Consider the following 14,933-nt stretch of genomic DNA (forward strand, 5'->3'; position numbering starts at 1 on the left):
GTTGTACGGAAGTAGAATTGTGGACGGTAGTTGGAGAAGAATGGAGTATGACGGCCACCTTCTTCTTTAGTCAATACGTATACTTCTGCTTTGAATTTTGTGTGTGGGTTGATGGAACCTGGTTTAGCCAATACTTGACCACGTTCGATGTCTTTACGGTCAACACCACGAAGCAATGCACCAACATTGTCGCCTGCTACTGCAGAGTCCAAAGTTTTGCGGAACATTTCAAGACCAGTTACAACGTATTGTTCAGCTTTTTCTTTCAAGCCTACAACTTCTACTGTATCACCAACGTTTACTTGACCACGTTCAACACGGCCAGTTGCTACTGTACCGCGACCAGTGATTGTGAAAACGTCTTCTACTGGCATCAAGAAAGGTTTATCAGTATCACGAACTGGTGTTGGGATGTAGGAGTCTACAGCTTCCATCAATTCGTCGATTTTAGCTACGTATTGAGCGTCGCCTTCCAAAGCTTTCAATGCGGAACCTACGATGATAGGTACTTCGTCGCCAGGGAATTCATAGGAAGAAAGAAGTTCACGAACTTCCATTTCAACCAATTCGATCAATTCTTCGTCGTCAACCATATCAGCTTTGTTCAAGAATACTACGATTGCAGGAACGCCAACTTGGCGAGCTAACAAGATGTGTTCGCGAGTTTGAGGCATAGGGCCGTCAGCTGCGGATACTACCAAGATAGCGCCGTCCATTTGAGCTGCACCAGTGATCATGTTTTTAACATAGTCAGCATGGCCTGGGCAGTCAACGTGTGCATAGTGACGGTTAGCTGTTTCATATTCAACGTGTGCAGTGTTGATTGTGATACCGCGTTCACGTTCTTCTGGAGCTTTGTCGATCATGCTGTAATCTTGGAAGTCAGCTTGGCCTTTTTCAGCCAATACTTTTGTAATTGCAGCAGTCAAAGTAGTTTTACCATGGTCAACGTGACCGATTGTACCGATATTAACATGAGGTTTCGTACGTTCAAATTTTTCTTTTGCCATTAGGATTATATCCTCCTTCACAAAAACAAATACTATATAGTCTTACTATAATATAAGAACCTAATTTAATCAACAGAATATACATTCCTACAGATTATTATACCATAATCTATGTAGGCCAATAAATAAAAAATTACATCCCCTTAATGAGATGTAATATTCAATCTTATATATTTGTATTAGATATAAAAAAATCCTCACCAATGTGAGGTTTAATGGTGGCGGCACACGGATTTGAACCGCGGACACACCGGGTATGAACCGATTGCTCTAGCCAACTGAGCTATGCCGCCATGTATGGAGCTAGTGACCGGGATTGAACCGGTGACCTTATCCTTACCAAGGATACGCTCTGCCGACTGAGCTACACCAGCACAATGAACGTTCACTTCACTGTGAAATTATGGTTGCGGGGACAGGACTTGAACCTGCGACCTTCGGGTTATGAGCCCGACGAGCTACCAACTGCTCCACCCCGCTATAAATGGTGGAGGGAGAAGGATTCGAACCTTCGAAGTCGAAGACGGCAGATTTACAGTCTGCTCCCTTTGGCCGCTCGGGAATCCCTCCATAAATAAAATGGAGCTGGCGATAGGAATTGAACCCACAACCTGCTGATTACAAGTCAGCTGCTCTACCTATTGAGCTACGCCAGCATCATTACGACAAGATGTATTTTATCATCCGCCACACTAAGTGTCAAGAACTTTTTTAAACTTTTTGAAGAGTTTTGTCCGTTCTCTGCGGTCACCCTTAGTGCTATATCAATATATCATGAAAGTTTTTCTGACGCAAGTATTTTTTTGAATTTTTTTAAACTTCATTGTTTCCTCATAGCTAATTATCGATACAAGTAAATAATAGCTAGAATTGCTACGATAATCCGATAGTAACCAAAGGAAGATAAAGAAGATCGATTCAAATACCATAAGAAGGCTTTCACAGTTATATACCCTACTATATATGATACGAGTGTTCCAATGGCAAACATAATCATATCATTCACATCTAATAAATGAATGACACGTGCTAAGTCATATATACAGACGATAATCATAACAGGTACGGCCATAATAAATGAAAAATCAGCCGCTGCCCTACGAGTACAGCCTATCAACATGCCCCCTGCAATCGTTGCACCAGACCTGGAAAATCCAGGCCACAAACAGAGCATTTGATATAACCCTATTTGAAAGCATTGATATATGGTCAAATTATTTACTGAGTCTACCAGGCGCTTATCCACATTCCTTTTTTCTGCGTATATCATAAATATGGCGCCTATAATGAGACCAAATATAACGGGAATCGGTCCAAATAAATAGCCTTTTATAACATACTGCAACAGATATCCTGCTACCAATACCGGCAACATACCTGCACCAATGTGAAGTAACGAAACACCACGTGTTTTAATCCAATTTTTCCGTTTTAAGAATCCATTAAACGTGCGTCTATAATGTGTGTAAATTGCAAGTATAGCACCTATTTGAATAAATACTTCAAATACGTCAGCATAAGCGCCTTCAAAATTTAGCATATGGCCAATAATAATCATATGGCCCCGTACTAGATACAGGAATACACTCAGTTATACCTTCTATAATACCTAAAATGAGGGCTATTACATATTGATCCATGATATCCACCTACCTTTATACATGTGGTCATAACTCATGGCAATATATAATGTGCCCTCATCAATTAATCAATATAACTCTATTAATCAATAACTATAACACGCTCTGGTTTAGTAATTGTTACCACCGCATGTTTTGGATCATTATTGTGTTCCAAGTATAATTGATCACCTTCAAGATGACCACGCCAACCAACAACAATCGGATATGTTTTACTAATAGTTTTTAATAGTTCAAGAGGATTTAAATTCAAAATTGGTGCAAATAGCACATTGATACCATCTATAAGAACCACTTCTGTGTCACTGCGGCTCAAAGCACGACGAATTACTTCTTCAGCAAGTTTTGGTCTTTCATCACGAGGCACTAACAAAAATTCTTCTTCAATCAGTTGTTTTGCTTCTAAATACTTCCAACCTTTTTGCTCTGCTAATTCACGAATCAATAAGCTTTTACCAGAACCAGGACCACCAACGACGAACAGAATGCGCTCATCATTATTTTGAATTTGTTCCCACCGTTCTTTCACATCTTGTACAGTAACCATATCCTTGCCTCCTCACGTAAGATGACCTACTTAACAGGTCTGTCAGACAACATCACTGATTTGATATATTGATTTTTATCATCCAAGGCGAACTGCAAATAGGAGTTGTTCGATTTTGGATTTTTATATTCATATACCGTAGCCGTTCCCGAACTAGTTGTAGATTCTACAATACGCGTCGGCATACCGTATACAAAGAGCAACAAATATTTAGTATCACCCATGGCAATACCACGGCGTGTTGGTGTATATACATTCAACAAAACGCGATTGATAAGCGATTTGTCATCTACACTTACACCATATTCATTATAGCCTATGAATGTGGAGCCAAATAGCATTCCTTGTGTACGCCATTCGCCATCCGCATCATTTACAAAACGCTGATTTAGACGCAAGCCGCGTAGTACAAAATCATCATCAGACAAATGGCCTGCACGGAAATTGTACATAGGTGCCTTAGGCAAACCAAAGCGCGACCACACTTGACCATCTAAAATATCAACAGCCTCAATCGTATTGTTTTTAATGGTGAAAGCAATATACGATTTCCCATTTTGAATGGTATCTGGAGATTGGCTATTATTATTTGTATTCGCTACGGAAGAAGTAAAATCCTTTTTTTCAGACCATAACTTTTCGGAATGGCCTTCATACAAAAAGATATATGATTCATCTGACTGATTGCGCCACATCGCATTAGGGCTGCCATAGGAGAAAATCATTTCCATACGGGAACTGCCTACACCGATATCCCGAATTGTAACTAAGCCTTTTTCTGTAGTATGCAAATTGGTAATGGTACCAACAGGGAATAAATAGGTAGCACCTTGACCACGCAATTGATTGTCTACCAAACGAGATTTATCTGGTCCCGTATATACGGTTATATCCATATCTTTTTCATGATATGTTGTGAATACACCCTTCACAGTTCCTTGGGCAGATGGACTAGGCACATACACATCGCCTACACGATATACAGGAACCATGCTAGTGGCTTCATCACCATCGGATTTTCGGGTCAAACTATAATCGTCTTCATCGCCAAGAGCTGGTAAATTATTAGCTGTATAGGAGCGTCCTATATCGGCTAAATTATTTTTGGAATCTTGTGGCATAACACCATCATTTTCACTGGCCGCTTGCCAATATTGCAAAGAATCTCCAAAAGCAGTTACCGCTAATTGCTCAGCAAGCCATCCCGTTTTAGCTGTACTATCATCTGTAGGTACTTTTACCACAGCTACAGCATTCTTAACTTCTGGTACAGTTGTATCTGCATCAATGGCCCATACCGGTGTAGTCCCTAACGCACTTAACACGGCCATCGTTAATGCAGCACGACATAACATATGTTTCATTAACGCTTCTCCATTTGTTCTCTAATCCATGTCAACCAAGGCGCCAATCCATCTTTAGCAGTACAACTAATTTCGAATATATGACCTTGAGGATTTAAATTACGAATATCCTTAATCGCTTTTTCTTTATCGAACGGCACATACGGTAACAAGTCAATTTTATTGAGGAGTATAGCCTTCGATTCCTTAAAGATAAGAGGATATTTTAAAGGTTTATCTTCGCCCTCTGTAACAGATAGCACGGTAATCTTCATAGCTTCACCAATATCAAATTCAGCTGGGCACACCAGATTTCCTACATTCTCGATAATAATCATATCCAGCTCATCAAGGTCTAAATCGGTTATAGCGTCTTGAATCATATTAGCATCTAAATGGCAGCCTCCTACCGTATTAATTTGTATGACAGGCACACCTAGGGCATGAATACGTTCTGCATCCTTAGATGTAAATAAATCACCTTCAATTACGGCCAATTTATAATCTGTTACCAAGTCTTTTAAGGTCGCTTCCAATAGAGATGTCTTACCAGCGCCAGGAGACCCCATTAGATTAAAGACAAATATATGTTTTTCCTTAAATACTTGTTGCAATGATGATGCAATAGCATCATTTTTCGCTAACACATTTGTTTTTACTTCTACTTGCATATAAACCTCAATCTATATCTATAGATGTTACCTGTAATTCACGGCCACCTATGGTATTTACAAAATGACTCTCACAATGAGGACAGATAAATTTATAGTCTTGTACATCAAAAATTGTATCACAATCTAAACATTGCCCCTTAATGGGAATGGTATGAATATCAATTTTTGATTTTTCAGCAGGCGTTCCCTTTGTAAGGGCATCCCAGCAGAATAGTAATGCATCTGGTTCTACACCACTCATCAATCCTAGGTCAAGTTGTACGGAATGAATAACCGACGCATCATTGTTCTTCATCGTCTCTAACGCGATATCCAAGATTCCCTCAGCGATTGACATTTCGTGCATAATACGCCTCATAAACTGCTTCTAGCATCATCGTAGTCGTAACAGATCCAACGCCGCCTGGTACAGGTGTCATGGCGGAAGCAACATGACTCACTGCCTCATAGTCGACATCGCCTACTGTTTTCCCATCTAATTCATTAATACCCACATCAATAACAACAGCGCCAGCTTTCACCATATCAGCTGTAATCATATGAGCTCGGCCTGCAGCAGCGATTACAATATCAGCCTGTTGTACATGGTACGCCAAATCAGCTGTCCGCGAATGACAAATAGAAACCGTAGCATGGCGTTCAAGAGCCATCAATGCCACCGGTTTGCCGATGACTTGGCTACGGCCAACAACAACTACGTGTTTACCTTCTAAAGGAATGTCATAATGATCTAGAATTGCTAAACAAGCCTTCGCAGTGCATGGTGCAAAACCACCCTTACCGGCCGTTACAAGACCAATGTTATAGGTGGTAAGTCCATCTATATCCTTCGTTGAATCCAATGCATCGATCAATTGTTCTGTATCAATTTGTTTAGGCATAGGCATGAGTGGCAATATACCATGAACCGCATCATCATTATTTAAAGCCATCAATGCAGTATACACTTCTTCATGTGTAGCTGTACTTGGTAATTGTGTACGCACAAAACCATAGCCAAAGTTCTTTGCTGTTTTCTCCATAAAGTCCGCATACATATTAGCGCCATGATCATCGCCAACAAGCAATACAGCCATCGTAATTATACCTGGTTCTAGACCGGCCATTTTCTCTTGTAAAATCGCTTTATGTGCATCTGCTACAGCCTTACCGCGTAATTCAATCATATGTATCTCCATTTCATTATCACGAGGATAAACCTCATATAAGTTCATGTAAAAAGGTGCCTCTAGAGGCACCTTTCGTTTTCTCTTATTCTATTATATAACGTTTTGTCTATAGTTGCAGTTACCAAGATGAATACTAATGGCTAAATTGAACAACAATCGGTGTACCAGGAGAGACTACAGACCCCGGTAATTGTTCTTGAGAAATAGCCTTGCCTGTACCATCTGGTTTAAAATATAGCCCCGCCGTATGTAACCAATCGCGTACTTCCCCAAATGTATAGCCTCTAAAATCAGGCAATACAACGGTGCCATCACTGTTAGGTTTTACTGCAGGAAGTTTTGCAGATGGCGCAGCCGTTACAATAGCACCATCCTTTACAGAAGGTGACATTTGGTAATACCGCACTAATTGAGACACGATATTCTTAAATACTGGGGCCGCAATTTGACTACCATAGATAGAACCTTTTTTAGAATCATCGATGGCAACAAGAACAACAAATTTAGGATCTTCTACCGGACCAAAGCCTATAAAGGATGCGATATAACGTCCTGCTAAATAGCCGCCATTTTTGGTGTCTAACTTTTCAGCAGTCCCTGTTTTGCCTCCAAAGTGATAGCCTTCAACCATCGCTTTAGTACCGCCACCTTCAGAGACTTCTTTTTCAAGAATATCCGCAATCGTTTTAGCCGTTTCTTCTGGTATTGGTTGCCCCACAACTTCAGGGTCAGTAGTACTAGTTACCTCACCTTTTATATTGCTGTAAGATTTAACAATATGTGGTTTCATCATGCTACCACCATTAGCTATAGCGCCAAAAGCACGGACCATTTGCAATGGTGTTACCGCAATACCTTGACCGATGGACATGGTTGCTACATCAAGCTTACTCATATCATCAGGATTATATAAGATACCATCACCTTCACCAGGCAATTCAATACCTGTTTTAGAACCAAATCCATAGTTACGAACATATTTAGATAATATATCCGCGCCTGTAGTGGTACCAATTTCTGCCATACCTGTATTGATGGAGAACTTCAAAATATCGATCAATCGAACAGGACCATAACCTTCACCATTCCAGTTTTGCATAACATGTCCATTGGCCGCAAAGGAACCTTTGTCGTTATACACTTGGTCTAGTTTCCATTTACCTGATGCCAATGCAGCAGATGCAATAATCGGCTTAAATGTAGAACCTGGTTCATACAAATTTGTTACTGCAATATTCTTAAAATCTTCCTCTGAACCTTGACTATAATGATTTGGGTCATAGGTTGGGCGGTTCGCCATCGCCAAGATTTCACCCGTTTTAGGATCCATAACAATAACGCTAGCATGTTTAGCGCCTGTATCTTCCATGGCTTTATCGAGAGCACGTTCTGCTATAAATTGAATACTTGCATCAATCGTTAGTGTCACACTCTTACCCTTATCAGGTAAATATTTAGATAGTACGGAGCCAAAGATAGCATTCCCCTTTCTATCTGTTGCAACTAGTTCCTTTTGGATACCGCCCTTCAATTCATCATCTAGCACCATTTCAAGACCATCAAGGCCTTTATCATCGGTACCGACAAAGCCGAGCACTTGTGCGGCCAAATTACCATTAGGATAATATCGTTTAGACTCTTCTACAAAATTAAGACCTTCTAAATTTTTATCCTCAATCAATTGGGCTATCGCTTTCGACTTTTCTGGTTCCATCATACGGTCAATCCATACGAACGCAGTATCCTCTTGTAATGATTTCACAATGTCCTCTTTTGACATCGTCACATATGGCGCAATAAGTTCAGCAACTTCACTAGGCGATTGCTTAATCATCTTAGGATCCGCATATAGGGATTTTGTAACCACACTCATAGCCAATGGTCTTCCATTGCGGTCATAAATCGTACCGCGCGGAGATTGTAATTTTCTATCCACTTGCACTTGGCTCAAGTTCTTCGCCTGCAAATCAGACTTATCTATTATTTGTAAAAAGAATAAGCGCCCCACTAATACGACAGCAATACACAGTAATACGCGTACCGTATATTCAATTCGCTTATTATCATTCCCTGAAATATTCATTATGGTCTCCCACTCAATATATTACTTCGATGACCTCTGCAACTTATGGATAAGCGCTTCATATAAATCATCCGGTGTATTGTTAACGACACCATTTTGCACCTGTTGCATCAAATATTGTAACCCTTTCGCCACATTATCGCCACAGGCTTCTAGAACGCGGTTGTCATAGTTCAAATCTTTTGTATGCACAGGCATTTCTAGGCTTAAATCAGCCATGCATTCCCCGAACGCCAATGTACCATCAGTAACGGAATATGGCTTACCACAACCAAGGACGTCGGCCGCACAAACCTTCGCCAATTGCAACCATGCTTCCCGCATACTTTGACTATCTCTAAACTCGCCACTTCGAATTTCCTTGCGCATCCATTTTTTCTCATCTGCCTCTTCATTTTGCACGAAGAAATGAAAGCGCATGTGATTTTTAACAATCCACGAAACGCGACTAGCAAATTTCTTATTATAACCAAGGCGAATCAATAGATTATAGGCCATTTGAGCGCCTAGATTATCATGGCCCCGATCGGTATAGCGTCCATTGATAACTTGCCTAATGGTAGGCATCCCCTTTGCCACATCATGTAATAGAGCGCCCCAACGAAGTATTAAATCAGGCTCCGTTTCTGCGACAACCGCCAGTGTATGGTACCATCCATCAAATTCGTGAAATGCCTTTTCTTGAGGCAATCCCACTAGGTGGTATAGCTCTGGCAATATAGGAACCTCTTTAATTTCCCCATTATCAACGACGCGGCACGAACATTCTGCCAAACGCGATTGGACGAGTACATCTAGCCCTTTCGCCACTGCCGGTGCCAATAATAAGCGGTCTAATTCATTACGTACCCGTTCTAGTGAAAGCCCAGATACGCGATGAAATGCTTTTGGCATGGCATCTAATAAGGCTTTATCTGGAAGAAAATCGAGCTTTGCAATGAATCGGCACGCTCTAAATAGTCGCAATGCATCCTCTTGAAAGCGTTCCTCTGGATTCCCGATGGTGCGAAGGACCTTATGCTTAATATCTCGGCGCCCACCGACTAGATCGATAACCTCTTTATTTCGATTCATCGCCATACCATTAACGGTGAAATCGCGGCGTTTTACATCTTCTTCGAGTGTATCTGCATAGATAATTTCTTCAGGGCGATGGCTATCTGCACCATATCGTTCCTTGCGATACGTCGCTACTTCATAATGCTTACCATCTACAATAACCACTACCACACCGAAGGATTTACCTATAATACCAGTGGTTTCAATGTCGGCTGCATCTAGTACAGAGATAACCTGTTCTGGTCGGGCAGATGTAACGATATCAAAATCATGTGGCTTTACATGCATGAGCATATCTCGCACAGCGCCACCAATGATGAAAGCCTCAAAGCCCGCTTCTTCTAAAATTGTCAGCAAACGTATAGCTTGTTCCATACATCTACCCTCCCTTCTATTTATCTTTTTATTGTACTACAAATAGGGTTATGAAAAAAGGCTCACATATAGTAAGCACCATGTATATATGAGCCTATATATGTGAACCTTCTGTATGTCTATAACTACAATGAGCGAACCTTATCCGCTATGGCAAGACCTGTTTGTGTAACAGCTAAGCCACCATCACTTGTTTCACGAAGCGCTGCTGGCATAGCACGACCAATATTATTCATCGCCTCAATCACCTCATCGGTAGGTATTTGACTTTCAATACCAGCCAGTGCGAGTTCAGCGGCCGTAATGGCATGAACAGCATATACGCCATTTCGTTTCACACACGGCACCTCAACTAAACCTGCTACAGGATCACAAGCAAGGCCTAGTAAATTTTTCATACACAATGATACGGCATGCCCGACCTGACGAGCAGTACCGTCCATCATTTCTACAATGGCAGCTGCCGCCATACATGCAGCCGTACCAATCTCGGCTTGACAACCACCGACTGCACCGGCTACACAAGCGCGATTAGCAACCACATTCCCTACGCCTGATGCGGCGAGGAATCCTTTCACTAAGACATCTCTGTCCAGTTTATATTGCTCAGCCACGGCCTGAATGGCACCAGGCATAACGCCACAAGAACCGGCCGTTGGGCAAGCTACAATTCTGAACATTTTCGCATTAGCTTCGTTGACCGCAATAGCATAAGACATCGCCTTATAAGCAGTTTCACTCATGAATAATGGTTTCCGTTCCATTAAACGAGCCGCATCACCACCAGACATATTTGACTGGGTCCGTTGTAAATGACGCAAACCATCGTGAATAGAGGACTCAAAAATACTTAATCGATGCTTAATTTCTTTATCGATTTCCTTTTCACTACGATCATACTGTTCTAGCTCACTGCGCAATACCACATCACCAAAGGATATATTATTCTCTTCGCTAAGGCGGATAATATCAGCTATCGTTTCATATTCGTAACTCATCATATCCTCCTATAGGGCCTCAAAGGTCATCACATCTTGGATGCCTGGGCATTCACGCATAAATTGTACTGTAATAGGGTTTACAACGGAATCTGTAGTAATTACCATAACCGCGTCCTTGTATTTACCCTTTCTAAACACGCGCATGGACGCAATGTTGATATCCGATTCACTCAAGGCCTGACTAATGAGAGAAATCGCACCGGGTCTATCCTCATGGAATACAACAAGGGTAAATTCATCGCCCGTAATAGACATATCATTGCCATCAACCTCGGTAACCATGATTTGACCACCACCAATGGAACGACCTACGACGGACATATGACGATTATGGTCACCGTACAAATCAAACTTAACCACATTCGGATGACCTATATCGAGGGGTGATTCGATGAAAGTATAGTCTAAACCCGCTTCACCTGCGAGTTCCTTCGCATTACGGATGCGTTTATCATCCTCTTTGAATCCTAGTAAACCACCCAATAAGGCACGATCTGTACCATGCCCTTTATATGTTTTTGCAAATGACCCATACAAGGTCATTTCAACCCTCTTCGGCGTATTCCCAAATATACAACGAGCCATCTTGCCGAGCCGTGCCGCACCAGCGGTATGCGAACTAGATGGGCCAATCATAACAGGGCCGATAATATCAAAAATACTGTTCATAATGAACCTCTATGCATATATAAATAAAGATATAATCTAATTCTTATCTATAGTATAGCAATCAATATCGAGGCTTGTCTATATGCACAATAGAGGTATGTTTGTCCACTGTTGGCAAACATACCTCTATTCTATTAATTAACTATTAATATAACTCAGCTAAAAAAATAATAGCAAATACCCACAGTACAAGACCATATGTCGTATTTGTTTTGACTTTATCAAGACTCACCTTTCCGTTATGTAACAATTTACCTGTTGTACTATAAGGGATCATCGGTCCGGGAACCAATACAGTAACATAAAACTCTAGGCTCTTAGCTGTATATTCTAATCCATTCAATAAATATATAACATCATATCCATAAATGACCGTAAAGTTAGGAAGTTCTTTAATAACCCTAGGTTTAATTGACAAAATCTCTACAGGAATCCCTTTACGACGACACCAAAATCGATATGCAATGTAATAGGTGCCCCAGATTATAAGGACAATCGCTACACAAAACTGCCAAGGGTTCTGAAACATGACTACTCATCCTCTCTATTATCTATTAATACAATTGTATATAATTACGACAAAAAAGGCTATACCATCCGAAGATGGCATAGCCTAATTTATATAGCAACAGCCCGAATCATATAAGAGAGAGGGGATTAGGGCCGCTGTTATCAGGTTTTAATCCGATTAGCCCAAGATAGCTTTCATATCAGCTTCTGGAGTTGTAATTGGATGCAAGTTGAATTTTTCTACCAAAATGTTCAATACATTGCTGGAGAAGAATTTAGGCAAGGAAGGTCCGATGTAAATATTGCGAATACCCAATGCCAACAATGTTAACAAGATACATACCGCTTTTTGTTCGTACCAGGACAATACCAATGTTAATGGCAAGTCGTTTACGTCACATTCAAAGGCACCAGCCAAAGCTACTGCTACTTGAATAGCGGAGTAAGCATCGTTACATTGACCCATATCAAGGATACGAGGAATGCCACCGATTTCGCCGATGTTAAGGTCGTTGAAGCGGAATTTACCACAAGCCAATGTCAATACTACAGTATCATCTGGAGTTTGTTTTACGAATTCTGTGTAGTAGTTACGGCCTACTTTAGCACCGTCGCAACCACCAACTAAGAAGAAGTGTTTGATTGCGCCAGCTTTAACAGCGTCGATTACTTTATCAGCAATACCCAATACTGTGCCATGACCGAAACCAGTAGTTACTTCGTGACCACCGTTGATACCAGTGAATTCTTGAGCTTCTTTGTAGCCGCCCAATTCAATAGCACGTTCGATAACAGCTGAGAAGTCTTTAGTGCCGTCAGCTTTTTCTTCTACGTGTGCACAGCCGTCGAAACCTACCATATCTGTAGTGAAGATATTAGCTTTGTAGTTTTCTTTTGGTGGCATGATACAGTTTGTAGTGAATAAGAATGCGCCAGGAACGTCAACGAATTCTTTTTGTTGGTTTTGCCATGCAGTACCGAAGTTACCTTTCAATTGAGGATGTTTTTTCAATTCAGGGTAAGCGTGGCAAGGTAACATTTCACCATGAGTATAGATGTTTACACCTTTACCATCAGTTTGTTCCAACAATTGATTCAAGTCGTGAAGGTCATGACCAGTTACAACGATGAAAGGACCTGGTTCTACAGTCAAAGGTACTGTAGTTGGTACTGGAGTACCGTATGTTTCAGTATTTGCTTTATCAAGAACAGCCATGCATTTCAAGTTGATTTGACCGAATTCCATCAACAAGTTCAACCATTCTTCAGCGCTGTGGTCTTTAGCGAATTCTACAAGACCTTTGATGAACCATGCATCAACATCAGCATCATGGAAACCAAGGCGAGCAGCATGCCATGCATACGCAGCCATACCACGCATACCTAACAATAATGTGGAACGAAGGGATACGATATCTTCTTCACCTTTCCACAATTGTTCCCAATCGAAGTTTTGAGCTGCACTATCGATTTTTGCATGATATGCATTTACTTCATCGATGAATTCTTGAACGCGGTCTTCAGAGAAGTTTACGTTTGTTACGCACATGAACAAACCACGCATTAAATAGTCAACGCCTTCTTTAGTTTGGCCTTTTACGTCTAAAGCGCGTGCTAAACCAACTAAAGCAGCAGTTAATTCGTCTTGTAAATTAGCAACTGGTGCAGTTTTACCACATACACCTTGTACAGTACAGCCGCCTGGAGCTGCAGATTGTTCGCATTGATAACAGAACATGCTCATTTAAATCCTCCTTTGCGAGACTTTCTCGCATTCAAGCTAATTGTTATAAACCTTATACGATACACTGATTAATATCAGGTTCTGATTGATTACATTGAAAGTATACCGTAAAGGTGATACAATTTCTGTAGCTTGAGCAACAATAAAAAAACTTTTGCAAAAATTTCCTGACTCTTCTTTTGGAACAGGTTGCTCACAAGAGCATATATAATTATTTTACAATAGTCATCATAAATCACCTATAAAAAGCATCACACCATACGATGTATAATTCGGGCTAAAATGGCTATATACTATATTAGGAGACACACATGATTAAACAAGTTCTATCCGATGATATTATCAAACAATACTTACCAATCTTAACAGCTTGCCCCCTATTCAATACATTAGGTATACCAGAATTAACGAGCTACTTACATAATGCAAAAGTAATTATAAAGAATTACAAAAAAAACGACTTTATCGCTATTTCAGGAGATCCTATGGAAGGGATTGGCATTATCTTGGAAGGCAGCGCTCTTCTTACGCGCGAAAATGTACTAGGTCAGCGTGTAATCATGGCTAATCTAGAGACATCCTCCATGTTTGGGGAGGCCTTATTATTTAGTAAACGCCCTCTTTGGCCAGCTACTGTCAAAGCAATCAAACCGTCAAAGATTATGTTTATTCCTCTCGAAACATTTATCGAAACATTACCGGATTGCCATCAATGTCAAACGAAAATTCTGTCCAATCTTTTAGAGGACTTATCAGAAAAAGCATTACTTCTAACAAAAAAAGTTCATTATTTAACATTAAAGGGTATGCGTGAAAAAATTTACGCATATCTCACAGATATCTATACGATGCAGCACAGCGAAAAATTGGTGTTGCCTCATAATCGCGAACAAATGGCAGAAGCGCTCAACGTTTCTCGTACTGCATTGAGTCGTGAACTCGGTAGATTACGCGATGAGGGAATCATCGAAATTAACGGCCGCCACGTTACATTATTAGATCCGCAACAAATTGTAGAATTTGGATTTAACAATTAAATACAGCATTATGGACAAAACGTCGGTTTCTAGGTTTCTATAATCCTAAATGCAACTTTACATAACACAAAA

The 14,933-nt window shown here is 40.6% G+C and carries 13 protein-coding genes, 5 tRNA genes and 1 pseudogene; 1 reads left to right on the forward strand and 18 read right to left on the reverse strand.

What is annotated here, in order from left to right:
- From tuf to hcp, 18 genes and pseudogenes are all read right to left on the reverse strand, one after another.
- Window positions 1-1,010: elongation factor Tu (gene tuf, locus O3617_RS05390; protein WP_371449072.1), on the reverse strand; the 1,010-nt coding region annotated here is incomplete at its 3' end.
- A gap of 216 nt (window positions 1,011-1,226) precedes the next feature.
- A tRNA-Met gene (locus tag O3617_RS05395) sits at window positions 1,227-1,303 on the reverse strand.
- Window positions 1,304-1,308: 5 nt separating this feature from the next.
- Window positions 1,309-1,384 (reverse strand) — tRNA-Thr (locus O3617_RS05400).
- 30 nt (window positions 1,385-1,414) lie between these two features.
- Window positions 1,415-1,490, reverse strand: a tRNA-Met gene (locus tag O3617_RS05405).
- A 5-nt stretch (window positions 1,491-1,495) separates the two neighbouring features.
- A tRNA-Tyr gene (locus tag O3617_RS05410) sits at window positions 1,496-1,580 on the reverse strand.
- Window positions 1,581-1,590: 10 nt separating this feature from the next.
- Window positions 1,591-1,666 (reverse strand) — tRNA-Thr (locus O3617_RS05415).
- Window positions 1,667-1,851: 185 nt separating this feature from the next.
- A pseudogene (locus tag O3617_RS05420) lies at window positions 1,852-2,650 on the reverse strand (undecaprenyl-diphosphate phosphatase).
- Window positions 2,651-2,732: 82 nt separating this feature from the next.
- Entirely contained in the window at window positions 2,733-3,197 is a 465-nt protein-coding gene (brxF, locus tag O3617_RS05425; protein ID WP_371449073.1) for a BREX-3 system P-loop-containing protein BrxF, read from the reverse strand.
- A gap of 26 nt (window positions 3,198-3,223) precedes the next feature.
- Window positions 3,224-4,561 (reverse strand): hypothetical protein, encoded by a 1,338-nt coding sequence (locus O3617_RS05430; RefSeq protein ID WP_371449074.1) that lies wholly within the window; start codon window positions 4,559-4,561, stop codon window positions 3,224-3,226.
- A complete protein-coding gene (gene hypB, locus O3617_RS05435) occupies window positions 4,561-5,211 on the reverse strand; it encodes a hydrogenase nickel incorporation protein HypB (protein ID WP_371449075.1) in 651 nt (216 codons plus the stop codon). The genes O3617_RS05430 and hypB overlap by 1 nt, the downstream gene beginning before the upstream one ends.
- A 7-nt stretch (window positions 5,212-5,218) precedes the next feature.
- On the reverse strand, window positions 5,219-5,560 hold the full coding sequence (gene hypA, locus O3617_RS05440) for a hydrogenase maturation nickel metallochaperone HypA (RefSeq protein WP_323726063.1): 342 nt from the start codon (window positions 5,558-5,560) through the stop codon (window positions 5,219-5,221).
- Window positions 5,538-6,380 carry a bifunctional 5,10-methylenetetrahydrofolate dehydrogenase/5,10-methenyltetrahydrofolate cyclohydrolase gene (locus tag O3617_RS05445; protein WP_371449076.1) on the reverse strand — a complete coding sequence of 281 codons (843 nt, stop codon included), beginning with the start codon at window positions 6,378-6,380 and terminating at the stop codon, window positions 5,538-5,540. Before O3617_RS05445 ends, hypA begins: the two co-directional genes overlap by 23 nt.
- A 136-nt stretch (window positions 6,381-6,516) precedes the next feature.
- Entirely contained in the window at window positions 6,517-8,466 is a 1,950-nt protein-coding gene (locus O3617_RS05450; RefSeq protein ID WP_371449077.1) for a penicillin-binding transpeptidase domain-containing protein, read from the reverse strand.
- A 21-nt stretch (window positions 8,467-8,487) separates the two neighbouring features.
- Window positions 8,488-9,900, reverse strand: coding sequence for a CCA tRNA nucleotidyltransferase (locus O3617_RS05455; protein ID WP_371449078.1), 1,413 nt, complete (start codon window positions 9,898-9,900; stop codon window positions 8,488-8,490).
- 125 nt (window positions 9,901-10,025) lie between these two features.
- On the reverse strand, window positions 10,026-10,898 hold the full coding sequence (gene sdaAA / locus O3617_RS05460) for an L-serine ammonia-lyase, iron-sulfur-dependent, subunit alpha (RefSeq protein WP_371449079.1): 873 nt from the start codon (window positions 10,896-10,898) through the stop codon (window positions 10,026-10,028).
- A 9-nt stretch (window positions 10,899-10,907) separates the two neighbouring features.
- The gene (sdaAB, locus tag O3617_RS05465; protein ID WP_323726067.1) at window positions 10,908-11,570 is read right to left on the reverse strand and encodes an L-serine ammonia-lyase, iron-sulfur-dependent subunit beta; all 663 of its coding nucleotides are present in this window, start codon (window positions 11,568-11,570) and stop codon (window positions 10,908-10,910) included.
- A 145-nt stretch (window positions 11,571-11,715) separates the two neighbouring features.
- Entirely contained in the window at window positions 11,716-12,099 is a 384-nt protein-coding gene (locus tag O3617_RS05470) for a hypothetical protein (protein ID WP_371449080.1), read from the reverse strand.
- 159 nt (window positions 12,100-12,258) lie between these two features.
- Complete coding sequence (hcp, locus tag O3617_RS05475) at window positions 12,259-13,824, reverse strand: hydroxylamine reductase (RefSeq protein WP_287530409.1); 1,566 nt, start codon at window positions 13,822-13,824, stop codon at window positions 12,259-12,261.
- Window positions 13,825-14,135: 311 nt separating this feature from the next.
- Between hcp and O3617_RS05480 the strand changes: the two genes are divergently transcribed.
- Window positions 14,136-14,861 (forward strand): Crp/Fnr family transcriptional regulator, encoded by a 726-nt coding sequence (locus tag O3617_RS05480; protein ID WP_371449081.1) that lies wholly within the window; start codon window positions 14,136-14,138, stop codon window positions 14,859-14,861.
- Window positions 14,862-14,933: the final 72 nt, after the last annotated feature.

The sequence above is a fragment of the Veillonella sp. 27098_8_77 genome (genome assembly GCF_041431535.1).
Lineage (GTDB): Bacteria > Bacillota > Negativicutes > Veillonellales > Veillonellaceae > Veillonella.